We start from the raw sequence: 18,864 nt of genomic DNA, 5'->3' as shown, positions 1-18,864 counted from the left end.
TAGATCACTCATAAATCGTTATGCAATAAATATTAATTATTAATCTTATATTATGAATCGAAAAACAATCACAACTACGGTGGTAAGCTTAGCAAAAGCTTTCTGTTTGGCTGGACTACTGTCTGTGCCCGCTTATTCTAGCGCGTCGACTGTTTCGTTCGAAAAGGTAAATGGGATGTATATCCTTAAAGCCGAAGATTCGACAGTGAAACAAGTGTTCGACTACATTGAAAAACATAGCCAATATGTTTTTGTCTATGATCAACCTGTAAAAGATCGTCTCAACAACAAAGTGAACATCGAGTTGAAAGGAAAGTCGATCGATGCTATTTTGACGGAAGTATGTCGGCTAGCCGATTTGAAATATACCATTCAGAACCGTCAAGTAACCATCACTGCTAATCCTTCTAAAAAGGCTACCACTCAAGTGAAAAAGGCGAAGCGCATCTCTGGTCAGGTAGTCGATGCAACTGATCTTCCGATGATTGGTGCTACGGTTCGTGTGAAAGGTAGTGATGCAGCTACTATCACCGACCTTGATGGTAAGTTTCAGATAGACGTTCCCGAGGGTAGCGAATTACTCATTAGCTATGTGGGCTTTGTGGACAAAATCGTGCGGATAGATAGCAAAAATATGTATGCCATAGTAATGGAAGAAGCTAGCAGAGCGCTCAACGAAGTGGTTGTTATCGGTTACGGTGTGGTAAAGAAGAAAGACCTTACTGGTGCGGTGGCAGCCGTGAAGGGAGAAGAGCTGGTAAACAAGCGTACAGCCATGCTTTCCAATGCATTGCAAGGTTCACTCTCGGGTGTGATGGTGACGCGTAATAGCTCTGCTCCCGGTGCAGGAGCCGCCTCTATTCGTGTGCGTGGTATTACCACTATGGGTGAATCGAGCCCGTTAGTGATTGTAGACGGTGTGCAGAGTTCGCTCGACTATGTGAATTCTAATGATGTAGAGAGCATATCAGTATTGAAAGATGCTGCGGCTGCCAGTATCTATGGCTCGAAAGCTGCTGCTGGTGTTATCTTAGTTACTACCAAGCGTGGTAACGATACCGGTAAAATCAATCTGAAATATAATGCTGAATTTGGTTGGGAAATTCCTACCAAACAACCTAGTATGGTGGGAGTCACTCGCTACTTGGAGATGAGCAACGAGTTGAAATACAACGATAACCCTACTGGTGGTTTTTTCCAAGAATATACGGCTGACAAAACCAAGAATTGGGTGAAGTATAATGCTACTGATCCGAACAACTACCCCATTACCGATTGGACTGATCTGATTTTGAAGTCAAGTGCTCCCCGTATGACTCATACTCTCTCTGTATCAGGCGGTAACAAAGCGGTAAAGTCGGTAGCTACCCTTTCGTATGACGAAGTAGACGGTCTTTATGACGGTCGTGGTTTCCAACGCTACATGTTCCGTTCGAACAACGACTTTAATATCAATGATAAACTTAGTGCTCAAATAGACGTAAATATCCGTCATGCTAAGAGTACTGCCACAAACTATGACCCTTTTGATACCATGCGTAAAATGCCCGCCATTTACCCCGCAACCTGGGATGATGGTCGTTTAGCTTCGGGTAAGAGTGGTGCAAATCCTTATGGATTGCTTGTAGCCGGTGGTAATTCGGTAGCTCACAGTACGCAGGTGGCAGGTAAAGGTTCGCTAACCTTCAAGCCTATCAAGGGACTAAGCATCTCGGGTATCGTATCTCCTTTTATCAACTATCAAAAGAAGAAAGCGTTTAAAAACTCATGTGGATACACCTTGCCCGATGATCCCGAAACCTTTGGTGGTTATTTCGACTCCGGGAGCACTTGGACTACCAATTCGCTCACAGAAACTCGTAACGATGATTATAATGTCACTAGCCAGGCAATTGCTAACTATATGGGAACCTTTGGCAGTCATAATCTCACAGTAATGGCCGGTTTCGAAAACTACTATATGAAGAGCGAAAGTCTCGGTGCTGCGCGCGATAAATATGAACTGACCGGTTATCCTTACCTCAATATCGGTTCGGAAGATTTCCAAACCAATAGCGGTACAGGTTCAGAGTATACTTCAAACTCTGTTTTTGGCCGTGTTATTTATTCGTATGCCGATCGTTACCTGTTCCAGGCTAACGTGCGTCACGATGGTAGTTCACGTTTTGCCAAAGGTTATCGTTGGGGGACTTTCCCCTCATTTTCAGCTGGTTGGGTAGCGAGTGAAGAGAAGTTCATGAAGAACCTCAAATGGGATTGGCTTTCATTCTTGAAGTTGCGTGGTTCATGGGGTATGTTAGGTAACGAACGTATCGGCAGCAACTACTTCCCTTACATTGCTTTGATGAGTTTTGGTAATTCACTTTTCTATATGGCTGATGGAAGTGTAGTTTCTGATAAAACTGCTCGTCCTGCTGTGTTGGCTGTAGAAGATATTACTTGGGAAACGACTACCAGTACTGACTTAGGTCTGGATGTCAATTTTTTGAACAACCGTCTGCAGTTTCATTTCGATTACTATTGGAAAGAGACCAAGGACATGTTGCTGAATATTGAAATCCCTTACTTCATGGGATATAACAACCCTAGTACGAATGCAGGTAAGATGTCTACTCATGGTTATGATATTGAAGTGGCATGGAACGATCAAATAGGAGATTTTAAGTATGGTATAAATGTGAATTTCTCCGACTTCCTTTCGAAGATTGATTATATGAATGATGGTGAGCAAATCAGCGGTGGTAAGATTAAACGTGCCGGCGTGCTCTTCAATGAATTCTATGGTTATGTGTGCGAGGGCATCTATCAAACTCAAGAAGAAGTGAACAACTCGGCTCGCACTAGTACTACCGTTACAGTAGGTGACTTGAAGTATCGCGACATCAGTGGTCCCGATGGTGTGCCCGATGGCGTAATCAGTCCCGAATACGACCGTGTACCTTTGGGTAACTCACTGCCTCGTTTCCAGTATGGTGGTAGCCTTAACGCTTCGTACAAAGGCATTGATTTCAGTCTTGCTTTTCAAGGCATCGGCAAGCAAAATTCTTACCTCTCTACTTCTATGGTGCAACCTTTGCGTGATAACTATGGTAACGTACCAGCCATTCTCGAGGGTAAATATTGGAGTCCTTTCAATACTACTGAAGAGAATTTAGCAGCCAAGTATCCCCGCCTTTCAAATGTGTCGAAGAGCAATAACTATGCTACCTCTAGCTTCTGGATGTTCAACGGTTCATACTTCCGTTTGAAGAATATCACATTAGGCTATACCCTGCCTAAGAGTTGGACACAAAAAGCCGGTATAAACCGTGCCCGCTTCTATGTGAGCGGTAGTGACCTTTTCTGTTTGAGCAATTTCCCTAGTGGTTGGGATCCTGAAATGGGTACATCGGATTATCCTATTACCACTTCTTTAGTAATGGGCATACAAGTTAACTTTTAAATAAATAGGAATAGAATATGAAAACAAAGATATTATTAGCCGGAATGTGCCTGAGTCTTGCTGCTTGCGAGAGCATGGACTTGGTACCCAAATCGCAAGGTAATACAGAATCTTGGTACACATCCGAAACAGAATTGCGTTTGGCTTCCAATGATTTCTACATTTTAGGTTATTGGCAAGAACCTCTTAGCTCATCCGAACAGTGGTCGGACAACACAACCTATCGTCAGACGAATCGTAACCCTGGAAGTGGTGGAACTGTGCTTGATGGAACCCTGAACGGCCAGCAGTATGAAGTATATGCTTTGTGGCAGCAATCATTCAAACTTATTGCCCGCACCAACACAATGCTCGAAAATATTCATAAGTCAAAGGGTGCTGTGACAGAGGAAGTTTACAATCGTTATGCCGGTGAGGCTTATTTCTGTCGTGCCTGTAAATATGCTGAACTGATCTTCTTTTATGGTGATGTGCCCTATCAGGAAGAGACTATAACCATTTCCGAAGCTTTGCAACGTGGTCGCAGACCTAAAGCGGAAGTGATTCCTTTGGTGTATGCTGATTTCGATAAAGCCATTGCCGGTTTGCCTGAAAGCTATGGAAAAGACGAAAATATCCATCCTACCAAAGGAGCAGCCCTGGCTATGAAAGCGCGTTTTGCCCTCTATATGGGTGATTATGAGATAGCTGCACAAGCCGCCAAAGCTTGTATGGATCTTAAACTCTATTCTTTGGAACCTGACTATGCTAAACTTTTCAAGCAGAGCACCAAACTAAACGACGAGAAAGTGTTCGTGATACCTCGCTCTATTGAAAACGAAGTGATGCTCGATTCCTGGATTGTGAAGAACGGCCTTCCCCGTAATGCCGGAGGATATGGCTCATACAATCCCTCATGGGACCTCTTGGCTTCATATCTCTGTACTGACGGGCTACCTATTGACGAATCACCGTTGTTTGATCCTCGCAAGCCTTTCAAGAACCGTGACCCGCGTTGTACAATGACCATCGTTGAATTCAATACCGAGCACTGTGGTTTCGAATACGACCCCAGTCCTGCAGCTAAAACTGTAATGAACTATACCACAGGTAAGACACAAAGCAACCAAGATACCCGTATCGTGAATCAATATAGTTCATATACAGGATTGTTGTGGAAGAAAGGTATTGATGCTACGTGGACAGTAGACCAAAAGGTAGAACAAGACTATATCATAATGCGCTATGCTGACGTACTGTTGATTTATGCTGAAGCCATGATAGAACAGAACCTGATTGACGACAGCGTGCTGAAAGCCATTAATATGGTACGTGCTCGTGCTTATGGTGTGAATGTAACAGCTACTGATAGTTATCCTGCCGTGACCACTACCAACCAAACCGAACTGCGACGTGCCCTGCGTATAGAGCGCCGCATGGAGTTTGCCATGGAGAACCAACGCCTGCAAGACTTGATGCGCTGGAAATTGGCAGGAAAAGCATTGAATGGTTACAATTACATCATGCTTATCGACCCCACAGAATTGCTGAACAATATCGTGAACAAGAACCTCTGGTTCTGGGGAATGACTCCGCAAATCGACGAAGATGGTTTAGCAGACTTTGCAGCTCTCTTTAATGCCGGTTATTGTTCGCAGGGTGCTAAACGCATCTTCCCCGAACGCGAATATTTGTGGCCGCTGCCTACACATGATGTGGAGTTGTGTCCCAACTTGTTACCCAACAATCCGGGTTATTAATCCTATAAACTATTACGAACATGAAAACAATGCATTTATATAGAAACCTTGGAATGGTGGCTGTGGGAATGATGAGCATGCTTGCCACCTCGTGCGAAGAGGAGATAGACAATACTGCCTCACGCAACCAGTCGGAGATTGAGTTGACTCCTTCGGGCGAATATATTAAGCTCGATGAAAGTAAACCCAACGAGACAGCTTTTACGCTGAAGTGGAGCACCGCTCACAATTTTGGTGAAGATTATATCACAACTTATAAATACGAGATGCAGCTTATCGGTAGCGATGTTGCAAATATCAAGGAATTTGATGATGATGGTGAATTTCTTCGCTCGTACACCAACAAAGAGATGCAAGATATATTGGTCGATTACTTCGGTCTAACCACCAGTACCATTGGCGAAGTCCTTTTTACTGTTACAGCCAACTTTGAAGGTCCCCGTCTTATGGTGCCCGATATTGCTACTGCAACGGTGAAGTTCAAAACTTATGGCCCCAAACAGTATAAAGCTGATAACCTTTATGTGGGAGGTACTGCCGTAGGCGATGATAATATTAAGATGACGCTGAAAGACGAGACAAACAGAATTTATAGTTACGAAGGAGCTTTGGTTACCGGTAAGATAAACTTTCCCGTTGACTATGCCGACGAATTGAATGCCATTGGCCCGGAAACCGCCGATGCCCCCATCACCACAGGTGAAATGGCAGGCGTCATATCCGATCGCGCTGAAGCCAATTCGTGGTTAATTCCATCTGCAGCTACCTATCGTATCACTGTGAATATGAGTAAACAGACGGTGAAGATAGTAGAAGCTGGTGCTGTAGTTGAAGCCGACCAGATATTCCTGGCTGGTAGTGCCGTAGGTGGGGAACAGATTGAGATGGCTCAAGCCCTCGAAAATGACCAGATTTATGCTTGGCGTGGTGCACTGAAAGCTGGTAACCTTTACATCCCGCTCACCTTCGAAGGTGAACAAGCGATGGCCATTGTACCGGAAATAGCTGATAGTCATGACATCGAAGATGGTCAATTGTCAACATTCGGACAAGTACTCATTAGCAAAGTGGATAAACAATATTGGACAATTCCGGCCGATGGAACTTACCGCATTGTATTGAATAAGGAGGAGAAATCTATTACCATCTATTCGACCGCTACCGATCTGAAACCACTCACCGTATCGTTCAACAATACCGAACTGGGGAAAAACCCATGGAGTCAGGAAGTCAATGTACTGCACATGTATGGTGGTTTCAATAGTTTTGCTTACGATTCGGGTATTGATGAAGAAACCGGAAAAAGCTTCAAGTACTGTCAAGTGAAGTATAACCTTATTCAGAGTGTTGCCAATCCGAAAGTATTCGTTTATAAAGGTGATGTATTGCCACGTAATGAATATAAGGATAATTATGGGAAGACAAATGCCGGTTGGGTGAACTTCAGCACGCTGCGATATGCTAATAACGGATGGTTCGTTGGTTCTACTGCTGATGCTGTTCGTAATAGCTACAATGGATACACTACAGTAACAGCAGGTAAGATAGAAGGAACCGTAACAGGTCAGGGCAATAACCGCTATGCTTATTTCCTCATCCCGGAGGGCTGTAACTATGTGGTAGTGGACCTAGAGAACAACACTGTACTCTTTGATATTAAATAAATCCAAAATGAAAGAATAAGAGGTGGAGCTTTTATCACTTCACTTCTTATTCTACCTTTAAATGATAACAATAAACGAGATATATTTTATGAACAAAATAATAAAAAACAGCATCAAGACCTTGTCGATGTGTCTGCTAGCTACTACGCCTTTCATTGGCACTGCTTGTTCAGACGATGATGCCCCTATAACCGATTATAATTGGAACATTGAAGGCAACACGACCGTCAATATCATGCCCGAACGCTACAAACTGCAGCGTAACCCTATGAGTGGATGGGTCATTTACTCGGGTATTGGAAGTGGTATGATGATGGATTTCTGGGATCTTTATGATAACTTCGAGTCGTCAGAAGGTACTGTGAAGGTATCTGACTATGGTAATACGCTCTACGTTCGTGGTCTTTGGAGCCATTTTAATCCTGAAAAAGGCAAATATGTATGGGATGAGAGTGTACAGACTGAACCTGCCAAGCGTTTTCGTATGCTGGTGGAAGGAGCTAAAGAACGAAACTTGAAGCTCGCCTTTACCTTTGTGTGTGATAGTCGTGACAAACATGAAGATGCCTGTCCCGATTATGTAAAAGATGCCGGTGCCGAAGGGTTTACCACTACTACCGGTAGTGTAAACGTATGGACACCTTATCCGGACGATCCCATTTTCCAGAGGGAGTATGAAGGGTTCCTTACTGCTTTTGCTGCCAAATACAATGATCCTGATGTCACTCAATTTGTGAGCGGTTTTGGATTAGGCAAATGGGGTGAGACTCACACCCTGAAATACTCTACAGGTGATGAAGCTCCTAGACAAGCAGTATTTGAATGGATTACGGATGTAATGTCACGCCTTTTCACTAAAGTGCCTATCATGATTAATTATCATCGCTGTTTGCTTAGTGGCAAAGAGTTTAGTGATACCGATACCGAGGTAGCTGCCGATATGGTGAAACGTGCCGTAGCCAAAGGCTTCTGTTTGCGTCACGATGCTTTCGGCATGAAGCAATATTATAAGGATTGGGAGCGTGGCATCAGTACTACCTATCATGGTATCGTACCTATCACTATGGAAGGTGGTTGGGTAGAATCATCACACGGTGGTTCTATTGCCGGCGATGGTTACAAGAATTTTGCCGAGGTGCGCCAGGGAGAATATGATGAAGCCAAGGGTGGTTATGTCAACATGATGGACCTCCGCTTTGATACCAACGTGAACAAAGGTGAAACTCATTCTTGGTTCAATACAGCTTTCCATTTGGTGAAGGAGTTTATTGCTGAAGGTGGTTACCGTCTCTATCCCGACCGTCTGTCTATTCCTACTATAGCCCGTAGTGGCAGTAGTGTATCGCTTACTCACCGCTGGTCGAACTTGGGTTGGGGTTACTGTCCTACCAATTTGCCGCAGTATGGTGACAAGTACAAACTAGCTATCGCTCTGCTCGATAAGAATACAGAGGATCCCGTCCGCATCTATATAGAAGACAAAGCAAATATTGCCACTTGGATGAAGGGAGCTCCCAAGACTTACACTACTAATATCAAACTCACTGATGTAGCCGCAGGGAATTACATTTGGGCAGTAGGATTGGTAGATACTACCAAAGAGAATGCCATTGGTATCTTAATTTCAGCCCGCGATGAGTATCAAACCTCCAAAGGTTGGGTGAAAGTGGGTGATATAACTATTCAATAATTAAAAAACGCTGTGCTATGATGAAAAAAATCTTACTGACATGCATAGCCGTAGCCTGTAGCCTTGTGGCTGTAGCCGGAGAACTGCTCATCGAAGCAGAAAGCTTCAGCCAGCGAGGCGGCTGGGTGCTCGACCAGCAGTTCATGGATCAAATGGGTTCACCCTATCTCATGGCACATGGCATGGGTATTCCTGTGGCCGATGCTACGGCAGAAATCAATATTCCCCAGGCGGGCACTTACTATGTATATGCCCGCACCTACAACTGGACTTCACCTTGGACCGATGCCGAAGGGCCCGGAAAGTTTCGTCTGGCTTTAGGTGGTAAGTTACTGAAAACTACATTGGGACACACTGGTAATTCCTGGCAATGGCAGTCCGCCGGCAAGGTCGTATTGAAAGCAGGTACTATCACCCTTGCTTTGAAAGACCTTACAGGTTTTAATGGTCGTTGTGATGCCATCTATCTCACGACTGATATGAATGTGCAACCCACTGCATGGGGCGAGGCAGAGACAGCTGCACTTCGTGCCCGCTTGCAACAACAACAAACGGTGCCCACCCATCAGTACGACTTTGTGGTAGTGGGAGGAGGCGTAGCCGGCATGTGTGCCGCTACGGCTGCTGCCCGGTTAGGTTGTAGGGTGGCATTAGTGAACGATCGTCCTGTACTGGGCGGTAATAACTCGTCGGAGATACGTGTACACCTGGGTGGTATCATCGAAAAGGGACCCAACGAGGGGTTAGGTCGTATGATACGCGAATTCGGTCATGAACGTTCCGGTAATGCCCAACCGGGTGACTATTATGAAGATCAGAAAAAGGAAGACTTTATAGCTGCCGAAAAGAATATCACCCTTTATGCTTCACAACGTGCTGTGGCTGTAAAGATGCAGGGTGATCGCATAGCATCAGTCACTATTCAACATATTGAGACGGGTGAACAAACCGAACTTACCGCTCTTCTCTTTAGTGACTGCACTGGCGATGCTACCATAGGCTACTTAGCCGGTGCCGATTGGACTATGGGACGTGAAGGCCGCGATGAATATGGCGAAAGTCTCGCTCCCGAGCAGCCCGACTCGCTAGTGATGGGCGCATCGGTACAATGGTATAGCAAGGACATGAAGAAGAAGACCTCTTTCCCCCGCTTCGAATATGGTATGCGCTTTGGCACTGATAATTGCGAGCCTGTAACTATGGGCGAATGGAAATGGGAAACAGGAATGAACCGTAATCAAATCACCGAGGCTGAACGCATACGCGACTATGGACTTTTGGTGGTATATTCCAATTGGAGCTATCTGAAGAATCACTATGCGGATCGTAAAAAGTATGCCAACCGTTCACTCGATTGGGTGGCGTATGTTTCCGGTAAACGTGAATCTCGCCGTCTTCTGGGCGACTATGTGTTAGCACAAGACGATATAGACAAAAATGTGGCACACGAGGATGCTTCGTTTACTACCACTTGGAGTATCGATCTCCACTTCCCTGATAGCGTGAACAGTGTGCGTTTTCCTGATAATGAATTCAAGTCGGCAACGGTGCATCGTTGGATTCATCCTTATGCTGTCCCTTATCGTTGTCTTTATTCGCGCAATGTGGATAACCTCTTTATGGCAGGTCGTAATATGAGCTGCACACACGTAGCCTTGGGTACGGTACGTGTGATGCGTACTACTGGTATGATGGGTGAAGTAGTAGGTATGGCAGCCGGACTCTGTCATAAGCATGGCGTAGAACCGCGTGATATCTATCATCATCATCTGCCCGAATTAAAGCAGCTTATGCAGGCAGGCTTGGGCAAACACAATGTACCCGATAACCAACGTTTCAACGAACCCAACAAGTTGTTGGAGGCTCCGGCTTACATCAAACCGCAGACAAACTATGAGTAAAAAAAGTATTATCACGATATTTCTCTCAACCATATTGGGATTGCCGCTTTGGGGAGGACAGCACTATTATGCTTTCCTGAAAGGTGATACACTACGTATGGGCAATAACTACATGGAGCGTACCATGCTGTGGAATAATGGTACACCTGTCACCATTAGCCTCACCGATAAGCTATGTGGAAAAGTAATCCCGGCTCAAGGCAAAGAGCCCGACTTCTCGATTGTGAAAGGCATCCCTACAGCTGCTACTTTCACTGTGAATGAGATTCTAACGAATGGTATACATGCCAGCTATCTGCAAGCCACTGTGGCTTGCACCATCGGTTCTCTAAGTATAGAACGTCGCTATCGCATTTATGCAGACTGTCCCGCCATTGCCTGCGATACCTATCTGAAAGGACAAGTAGAACTTTACCAGAATAAAGATGACAATCGTTCTAATGCTGATCGTAAAAATATAGAGCACACAGTCGATATGACTACGGGGGTGAAAACTCCGACGATCGACAGATTGCAACTCTCCGGTAATCATTGGCGTGCCCGTACGGTAGAGTTCTTCGACTATACTGATTGGAATGACAATCTGGTGACAGAACGTACCTGGCTTCCTTACCGTCGCAACACCTATCGTGGTAATCTGCTTTTTGCTCACGATGTGGCTACCCGGCAAGGTTTCTTTTTCTTGAAAGAGGCTCCTTGCAGCAGTACCCAATTACATTATAATGGTTCCGACTTCGTGGCCGACTTTAGCGATTTTATGGTAGTGGGTCTGGGCATTGCATCTGATGATGTGAAACCGGATAGCTGGACTCGTGTTTATGGATGCGTTACCGGTGTCTATACCGGAGATGAACAAGAAGCACTAACAGCATTGCGCCTTTATCAAAAACAACTGCGCCACCACACCGCCGCACAGGATGAGATGATTATGCTCAATACCTGGGGTGACCGTAGTCAGGATGCCAAAATAGATGAGGCTTTCTGTCTGGCCGAGCTGGACCGTGCCGCACGTCTGGGTGTCACCCTCTTTCAACTGGACGATGGTTGGCAGAGCGGAAAAAGCCCCAACTCAAAGACAGCCGGAGGCAGCTTTAAAGATATCTGGAAAAATGCCGATTACTGGACGCCCAACCCCACGAAATTCCCTCATGGACTGAAACGCATTGTAGAGAAAGGAAAGAAATTGGGTATTCGTATCGGATTATGGTTCAATCCTAGTATACAGAATGATTTTGCCGATTGGCAAAAAGACGCGCAAGTCATTATCGGGCTTTACAAGGAGTATGGTATCTGCTGTTTCAAGATAGATGGCTTACAAATACCTACTAAAACAGCCGAACAGAATTTACGCCGGTTGTTTGATACCGTGTTAGCACAAACCAACCATGAGGTGATTTTCAACCTCGATGCCACTGCCGGTCGTCGCGGTGGATATCATTATATGAATGAGTATGGCAATATCTTCCTGGAAAACCGTTATACCGATTGGGGCAACTATTATCCCTATCGCACCTTGCGTAATCTTTGGATGCTGTCTCGCTATGTACCAGCCGAGAAGATGCAGATAGAATTCCTGAATAAATGGCGTAATGCCGATAAGTATAGCACTACCGATCCATTTGCTCCCTCTCGTTATAGTTTCGACTACCTCTTCGCCATCACCCTGGCGGCACAGCCATTGGCTTGGATGGAGGCTTCGAACCTGCCCGAAGAGGCTTATGCTACGTCAACTCTGCTCAAGGAATATCAACCCTTGCAACTTCAATTTCATCAAGGCATCATATTGCCCATTGGTGAAGAACCTTCGGGACGCTCGTGGACAGGATTTCAATCAATAGTCTCTGACACGCAAGGTTATCTCATTATTTACCGCGAAGACAATGACATAGCCAAAAGAACCATTGATACTTGGCTTCCGGAGGGCAAGAAGGTAACTTTTACTCCTTTGATGGGAAATGGCAAAAAGTTTGTTGCTGAAGTTGGTGTACAGGGTAAAGTAAGTTTCGAGTTGAATGATAAGAATTCTTTCACTCTTTATCAATACCAGGTAAAACCATGAAAAGACTATAAACAATAATGGAATTATGATAAAAAGTTTGCGTTCTGTTTTTCTTGCTTTGTTTGTTGCCGTGCAATTCGTTGTGTACGGGCAACCGGCGGAAAGGCTGATTCAAGTGCTGGTCACTCCCGACCACACCAATTGGTTGTATCAACCGGGAGAAAAAGTGAAATTCAAAGTAGCTGTACTGAAATGCAATATTCCACAGGATCATCTGGAAGTGCGTTATGAGATTTCGGAAGATATGATGAAACCTCATCAGACAGGTAAACAACCTTTGAAGAATGAAAAGCTCGAAATTAATGCAGGTACAATGAAAAAAGAGGGTTTCCTGCGTTGCCGTGCTTTTGTCAGTTATCAAGGGCGTGAATATGAAGGTGTAGCTACCGTCGGCTTTGATCCGGAGAAGCTACAACCGACTACTCCGTTGCCTGCCGATTTTCTTGAATTCTGGAAGAGCACCAAAGAAGCCGCTGAAAAGTGGGCGCTGGAACCTATAATGACTTTATTGCCGGAAAAGTGTACGGACAAAGTGAATGTATATCATGTTTCTTTTGCGAATAATGACTATGCATCCCGTATGTATGGCATCCTTTGTGTGCCGAAAGCTCCCGGAAAATATCCGGCCATCTTGAAAGTGCCGGGTGCAGGTATCCGCGCATATAACGGGGAGTCCGAACGTGCCGGAAATGGTTTTATCATTTTGGAAATCGGCATTCACGGTATTCCGGTCAACCTGACGGGAGATGTATATCACCGACTTTATAACGGGGCCTTGAAGAATTACCATTCATTCAATACGGACGATCGGGATAAGTATTATTATAAACGGGTTTATACAGGCTGTGTAAGAGCCATTGATTTCATTTACACACTCCCCGAATTTAATGGTAATCTGGCAACTTTCGGTGGAAGCCAGGGCGGAGCACTTTCCATAGTGATTGCCGGACTGGATAACCGTGTCAAAGGATTAGTTTCTTTCTATCCGGCTTTGTGTGATATTGCAGGCTATGCTCATGGTCGCGCAGGAGGTTGGCCGCACATGTTTAAGGATGAAAGGAACCGGACACCGGAGAAGATTAAAACCATTCAGTATTTTGATGTAGTCAACTTTGCCCGGCAGGTTAAAGTGCCGGGATTTTATACTTTTGGTTATAATGATATGGTCTGTCCGCCTACCACCACTTATTCGGCTTACAACATGATTAATGCTCCGAAAGAGTTGTTTGTGGCCGAAACGACTGCCCATTATGCCTATGCAGAGCAGTGGAGTGCTGCCTGGAACTGGGTGATGAATTTCCTGAAGAATGAATCGAGAAACGAATAATGTATAAATACCACAAACTAATAGATAAATGAAAATAGGTAAGAAATTAAATCTATGTCTGTTGTTGCTGATCGCTTTTGCAGGAAGCGTTGCAGCACAAGAACTGATAACGAATGTCTACGGTCGTGACATTCATTCACTGAATGGTAAATGGAATGCCATTATTGACCTGTACGATCAGGGACAACGAATGAAAATCTATGAAAATCAGCAACCGAAAGGAAATACTGATTTCTACGAATATGCATTCGAAGGCGGCTTGCGTCTTAATGTCCCGGGAGACTGGAACTCGCAGTCGCCCGAACTGAAATATTATGAGGGTACTGTATGGTATGCGCGTCATTTTGATGCCAAACGTCTGGCAGACAAGCGTCAGTTTCTTTATTTTGGTGCTGTCAGCTATCGTTGCAAAGTCTACCTGAACGGAAAAGAAATAGCAGAACATGAAGGTGGGTTCACCCCTTTCCAAGTAGAAGTGACGGACCTGTTGAAAGACGGCGATAACTTCTTGGCAATAGAAGTGAACAATCGTCGTACCAAGGACGCCATTCCTGCTATGGCGTTCGATTGGTGGAATTATGGCGGCATCACAAGAGATGTGTTGCTGGTGAAAACTCCCCGCACATTTATAGAAGATTACTTCATCCAACTGGATAAAAACGCTCCCGACCGGATCATTGCCCGTGTACGTCTTTCTGATAAAAAGGCGGGTGAAAAGGTGACAGTCGCCATTCCCGAACTTAAAATCAATGCGGAACTTACTACTGATGCGGAAGGAAAAGCGGAAACCGTATTGAATGCAAAGAAACTGCAACGCTGGTCGCCCGAAGAACCGAAACTCTATGGCGTGGTCATTTCTTCAAGTACCGATCGCGTGGAGGAACAAATAGGCTTCCGTAACATCACAGTGAAAGGAACGGATATTTACCTGAACGGGAAACCGACATTTATGTGTTGCATCTCTTTCCATGAAGAGATTCCGCAGCGCATGGGACGTGCTTTCTCGGAAGCCGATGCATCCATGTTGCTGAATGAAGCTAAGGCGCTTGGTGTGAACATGATTCGTCTGGCACATTATCCGCAGAATGAATACACGGTACGCTTGGCAGAAAAGATGGGTTTCCTTCTCTGGCAGGAAATTCCTATTTGGCAAGGCATTGACTTTACAGACAAAGATACCCGTAAGAAAGCACAGAAGATGCTTTCTGAAATGATAAAGCGCGATCAGAATCGTTGTGCAGTAGGTTACTGGGGTGTTGCCAATGAAACACAGCCTTCCAAAGAACGGAATGATTTTTTGACTTCCCTGCTTGAAACAGGCAAACAGCTGGATACTACCCGTCTGTATGTCGCCGCTTTTGACCTTGTGCGCTTTAACAGTGAGAAACAGCGTTTTGTAATGGAAGATTCCTTTACTTCCCAATTAGATGTCGTAGCAATCAATAAATATATGGGCTGGTATCATCCATGGCCTGTTGAACCGAAAGATGCAATTTGGGAAGTAGTGACGCACAAACCGTTGATTATTTCTGAATTTGGTGGTGAAGCATTGTACGGTCAGTCTGGCGATGAGAATGTAGTCAGCTCCTGGAGTGAAGAGTATCAGGCACGTCTGTATAGAGACAATATTCGTATGTTCGACAATATCCCTAACCTGCGTGGAGTATCTCCCTGGATTCTGTTCGACTTCCGTTCTCCGTTCCGTTTCCACCCCACTAATCAGGATGGCTGGAACCGCAAAGGGTTAATATCCGATCAGGGAATGCGCAAGAAGGCATGGTATCTTATGAGAGATTATTACATGAAAAAAAGAAATAACTAATAGGTTTAGCTATATTTGATTGTGATGAAGAGATATAGAATTGTTGCGATTTGTATGTTCATATTGCTCCTTCTGACGGAGGGGGTATATGGACAACAAAAGGTAGTTAAGATATTGGCTATCGGCAATAGCTTTTCCCAAGATGCCGTGGAGCAATATCTGCATGAACTTGCGGAAGCCGAAGGTATTTCAACCATAATCGGCAATATGTTTATTGGTGGCTGTTCCTTAGAACGCCATGTGAAGAATGCCCGTGAAAATGCTCCTGCCTATGCCTACCGGAAAATCGGTACAGATGGAAAGAAACGGGAAAAAGGCAAGATGTCTTTGGAAATGGTACTGGCGGATGAAGACTGGGATTATGTCAGCCTGCAACAAGCAAGTACTTTTTCGGGAATGTATGAGACGTATGAAGCCTCTCTTCCCGAGCTCATAGAGTATGTAAAAGCACGTATTCCCAAGAAAACAAAGTTGATGCTGCACCAGACTTGGGCCTATGCATCCACTTCCAATCACGGTGGATTTAAAAACTACAACCGCGATCAGCTGACGATGTATCACGCAATTGTAGATGCAGTGAAAAAAGCAGGTAAGGCATATAAGATTAAGATGATTATCTCTACGGGCACTGCCATACAGAATGCCCGTACCTCTTTCATCGGCGATCATATGAACCGTGACGGATATCATCTGGATGTGAAAGTCGGACGTTATACTGCTGCCTGCACTTGGTTCGAACGTATCTTCAAACGCAATGTAATCGGAAATCCTTATGGCCCGGAGAGCCTGGATGAGGCTCGAAAAGCTGTTGCCCAGAAAGCTGCTCATGCAGCAGTGAAGCATCCGTATAGGGTGACTGATTTATCTGAAAGACAATAAAAAGAAGCCATGTTGTGGCTGTCTGATAAAGCTATATTTATATACTAATTAACCGACGAAAACATCGATGAGAAAGAAAGTATTGGTTTACGGATTATGTTTGCTAGGTTCTATATGCACCCTTTCGGCAAAAGATAAAAAAGATGTTGCACTATATAAAGACGCAAAGGCTCCGATTGAGAAACGCGTAGATGATCTCCTATCCCGCATGACTTTGGAAGAGAAAGTGATGCAGCTTAATCAATATACCCTGGGACGGAATAACAATGTGAATAATGTAGGTGAAGAAGTGAAGAAAGTGCCCGCAGAAATCGGTTCTCTGATTTACTTCGAAACAAATCCCGCACTGCGTAATAGTATGCAGAAAAAAGCAATGGAAGAGTCTCGTCTGGGTATTCCTATTATTTTCGGCTACGATGCAATTCATGGTTTCCGTACCGTGTATCCTATTTCGTTGGCACAGGCTTGTTCCTGGAATCCGGATTTGGTAGAGCAGGCGTGTGCTGTATCTGCACAGGAAGCGCGTATGTCGGGAGTGGACTGGACTTTCTCACCGATGATTGACGTGGCTCGTGATCCTCGCTGGGGACGTGTGGCAGAGGGTTATGGTGAAGATCCTTATACAAACGGGGTATTCGGTGCAGCTTCCGTCAAAGGTTATCAAGGAGATGACTTGTCAGCAGAAAACCGTATGGCAGCTTGTCTGAAACATTATGTAGGTTACGGGGCATCCGAAGCCGGGCGTGACTATGTCTATACCGAGATCTCCAAACAAACTCTTTGGGATACTTATCTGCTCCCTTACGAGATGGGTGTGAAAGCAGGTGCGGCAACACTGATGAGTTCCTTTAATGATATCAGCGGTGTGCCGGGTTCGGCCAATCCTTACATAATGACCGAGATATTAAAGAAACGTTGGGGGCATGATGGATTTATTGTTTCCGATTGGGGAGCCATCGAACAGTTGAAAAATCAGGGATTGGCAGCGACCAAAAAAGAAGCAGCCTGGCATGCGTTTACTGCCGGTCTTGAAATGGATATGATGTCTCATGCTTACGACCGCCATTTGCAAGAGTTGGTAGAAGAGGGCAGAGTATCGGTAGCTCAAGTAGATGAAGCTGTACGTCGTGTTTTACTTTTGAAATTCCGTCTCGGCCTTTTCGAACGTCCTTATACTCCCGCAACAAGTGAGAAAGAACGTTTCTTCCGTCCGCAAAGTATGGATATTGCAGCCCGGCTTGCGGCGGAATCCATGGTCTTGCTGAAAAATGAAAACAAAACATTACCGCTGACTGATAAAAAGAAGATTGCCGTGATAGGACCAATGGCAAAAAATGGTTGGGACTTGTTGGGTTCCTGGTGTGGTCATGGAAAAGATACGGATGTTGCCATGCTCTATAATGGACTGGCTACTGAATTTGCAGGAAAAGCTGAATTGCGTTATGCAGCAGGCTGTGCTACGAAAGGAGATAACAGAGAAGGATTTGCAGAAGCATTGGAAGCTGCACGCTGGTCTGATGTAGTTGTTCTTTGTTTGGGTGAGATGATGACCTGGAGTGGTGAGAATGCTTCCCGTTCTTCTATCGCATTGCCGCAGATTCAGGAAGAGCTGGCCGCAGAACTGAAGAAAGCCGGAAAGCCTATTGTACTGGTATTGGTGAATGGACGTCCGTTGGAATTGAATCGTCTGGAACCGATTTCCGATGCTATACTGGAAATCTGGCAACCGGGTGTGAATGGAGCGTTGCCGATGGCCGGTATATTATCAGGACGTATCACCCCATCCGGTAAACTTGCCATGACGTTCCCTTATTCCACAGGACAAATTCCTATTTATTACAATCGCCGCAAGAGCGGACGTGGGCATCAAGGATTCTATAAAGATATAACAAGCGATCCGTTGTATCCGTTCGGGCATGGATTAAGTTATACCGAATTTAAGTATGGCACCGTTACCCCTTCTGCTACTAAAGTGAAGCGCGGCGATCGATTGTCTGCAGAAGTGACTGTCACCAATGTCGGTGCTCGCGATGGAGCAGAGACTGTTCATTGGTTTATATCCGATCCGTATTGCTCGATTACCCGCCCGGTGAAAGAACTGAAGCATTTTGAAAAACAGTTGATTAAAGCCGGAGAAACGAAGACTTTCCGTTTTGACATAGACCTGGAACGTGATTTCGGTTTTGTCAATGAGGATGGTAAACGATTCCTTGAAGCCGGAGAATATCATATTTTGGTACAGGGACAGACCGTTAAAATAGAACTGATAGACTAAAAATGTAAAGAACAAAAGTGTGTCAAGAGCTGATAGCCAAGTTGGTTTTTGACATATGCTATATTA

10 protein-coding genes are annotated in these 18,864 nt (G+C 44.9%); all 10 read left to right on the top strand.

What is annotated here, in order from left to right:
• The first annotated feature begins 52 nt into the window (after positions 1 to 52).
• The 10 genes from AB3G73_RS15045 to AB3G73_RS15000 all read left to right on the top strand — a co-directional run bounded on the left by AB3G73_RS15045 (position 53) and on the right by AB3G73_RS15000 (position 18,798).
• Complete coding sequence (locus AB3G73_RS15045) at positions 53 to 3,442, top strand: SusC/RagA family TonB-linked outer membrane protein (RefSeq protein WP_367745179.1); 3,390 nt, start codon at positions 53 to 55, stop codon at positions 3,440 to 3,442.
• A gap of 17 nt (positions 3,443 to 3,459) precedes the next feature.
• Positions 3,460 to 5,181 (top strand): RagB/SusD family nutrient uptake outer membrane protein, encoded by a 1,722-nt coding sequence (locus AB3G73_RS15040; protein ID WP_195649346.1) that lies wholly within the window; start codon positions 3,460 to 3,462, stop codon positions 5,179 to 5,181.
• 20 nt (positions 5,182 to 5,201) lie between these two features.
• Positions 5,202 to 6,845 carry a SusE domain-containing protein gene (locus AB3G73_RS15035; protein ID WP_259021680.1) on the top strand — a complete coding sequence of 548 codons (1,644 nt, stop codon included), beginning with the start codon at positions 5,202 to 5,204 and terminating at the stop codon, positions 6,843 to 6,845.
• A gap of 88 nt (positions 6,846 to 6,933) precedes the next feature.
• Positions 6,934 to 8,535, top strand: coding sequence for a DUF4832 domain-containing protein (locus AB3G73_RS15030; protein WP_217720938.1), 1,602 nt, complete (start codon positions 6,934 to 6,936; stop codon positions 8,533 to 8,535).
• Between the two features lie 20 nt (positions 8,536 to 8,555).
• Positions 8,556 to 10,436 (top strand): FAD-dependent oxidoreductase, encoded by a 1,881-nt coding sequence (locus AB3G73_RS15025; protein ID WP_217721030.1) that lies wholly within the window; start codon positions 8,556 to 8,558, stop codon positions 10,434 to 10,436.
• Positions 10,429 to 12,495, top strand: coding sequence for an alpha-galactosidase (locus AB3G73_RS15020; protein WP_217720939.1), 2,067 nt, complete (start codon positions 10,429 to 10,431; stop codon positions 12,493 to 12,495). Before AB3G73_RS15025 ends, AB3G73_RS15020 begins: the two co-directional genes overlap by 8 nt.
• A gap of 25 nt (positions 12,496 to 12,520) precedes the next feature.
• The gene (locus tag AB3G73_RS15015) at positions 12,521 to 13,822 is read left to right on the top strand and encodes an acetylxylan esterase (protein ID WP_217720940.1); all 1,302 of its coding nucleotides are present in this window, start codon (positions 12,521 to 12,523) and stop codon (positions 13,820 to 13,822) included.
• A 28-nt stretch (positions 13,823 to 13,850) separates the two neighbouring features.
• The gene (locus tag AB3G73_RS15010; protein ID WP_217720941.1) at positions 13,851 to 15,644 is read left to right on the top strand and encodes a glycoside hydrolase family 2 protein; all 1,794 of its coding nucleotides are present in this window, start codon (positions 13,851 to 13,853) and stop codon (positions 15,642 to 15,644) included.
• Between the two features lie 24 nt (positions 15,645 to 15,668).
• A complete protein-coding gene (locus AB3G73_RS15005; RefSeq protein ID WP_259021677.1) occupies positions 15,669 to 16,523 on the top strand; it encodes a DUF4886 domain-containing protein in 855 nt (284 codons plus the stop codon).
• Between the two features lie 67 nt (positions 16,524 to 16,590).
• The gene (locus AB3G73_RS15000; RefSeq protein ID WP_322019546.1) at positions 16,591 to 18,798 is read left to right on the top strand and encodes a glycoside hydrolase family 3 N-terminal domain-containing protein; all 2,208 of its coding nucleotides are present in this window, start codon (positions 16,591 to 16,593) and stop codon (positions 18,796 to 18,798) included.
• The last annotated feature ends 66 nt before the right edge of the window (positions 18,799 to 18,864 follow it).

Source organism: Bacteroides sp. L008 (assembly GCF_040812255.1).
In the GTDB taxonomy this organism is placed as follows: Bacteria; Bacteroidota; Bacteroidia; order Bacteroidales; family Bacteroidaceae; genus Bacteroides; species Bacteroides vicugnae.
This window is presented reverse-complemented; position numbering and strand designations above follow the sequence as displayed.

What these genes read in the sequence shown, in the direction of transcription:
- AB3G73_RS15045 (WP_367745179.1), top strand. Translation starts at nt 53, where the DNA reads ATGAATCGAAAAACAATCACAACTACGGTGGTAAGCTTAGCAAAAGCT.
- AB3G73_RS15040 (WP_195649346.1), top strand. Translation starts at nt 3,460, where the DNA reads ATGAAAACAAAGATATTATTAGCCGGAATGTGCCTGAGTCTTGCTGCT.
- AB3G73_RS15035 (WP_259021680.1), top strand. Translation starts at nt 5,202, where the DNA reads ATGAAAACAATGCATTTATATAGAAACCTTGGAATGGTGGCTGTGGGA.
- AB3G73_RS15030 (WP_217720938.1), top strand. Translation starts at nt 6,934, where the DNA reads ATGAACAAAATAATAAAAAACAGCATCAAGACCTTGTCGATGTGTCTG.
- AB3G73_RS15025 (WP_217721030.1), top strand. Translation starts at nt 8,556, where the DNA reads ATGAAAAAAATCTTACTGACATGCATAGCCGTAGCCTGTAGCCTTGTG.
- AB3G73_RS15020 (WP_217720939.1), top strand. Translation starts at nt 10,429, where the DNA reads ATGAGTAAAAAAAGTATTATCACGATATTTCTCTCAACCATATTGGGA.
- AB3G73_RS15015 (WP_217720940.1), top strand. Translation starts at nt 12,521, where the DNA reads ATGATAAAAAGTTTGCGTTCTGTTTTTCTTGCTTTGTTTGTTGCCGTG.
- AB3G73_RS15010 (WP_217720941.1), top strand. Translation starts at nt 13,851, where the DNA reads ATGAAAATAGGTAAGAAATTAAATCTATGTCTGTTGTTGCTGATCGCT.
- AB3G73_RS15005 (WP_259021677.1), top strand. Translation starts at nt 15,669, where the DNA reads ATGAAGAGATATAGAATTGTTGCGATTTGTATGTTCATATTGCTCCTT.
- AB3G73_RS15000 (WP_322019546.1), top strand. Translation starts at nt 16,591, where the DNA reads ATGAGAAAGAAAGTATTGGTTTACGGATTATGTTTGCTAGGTTCTATA.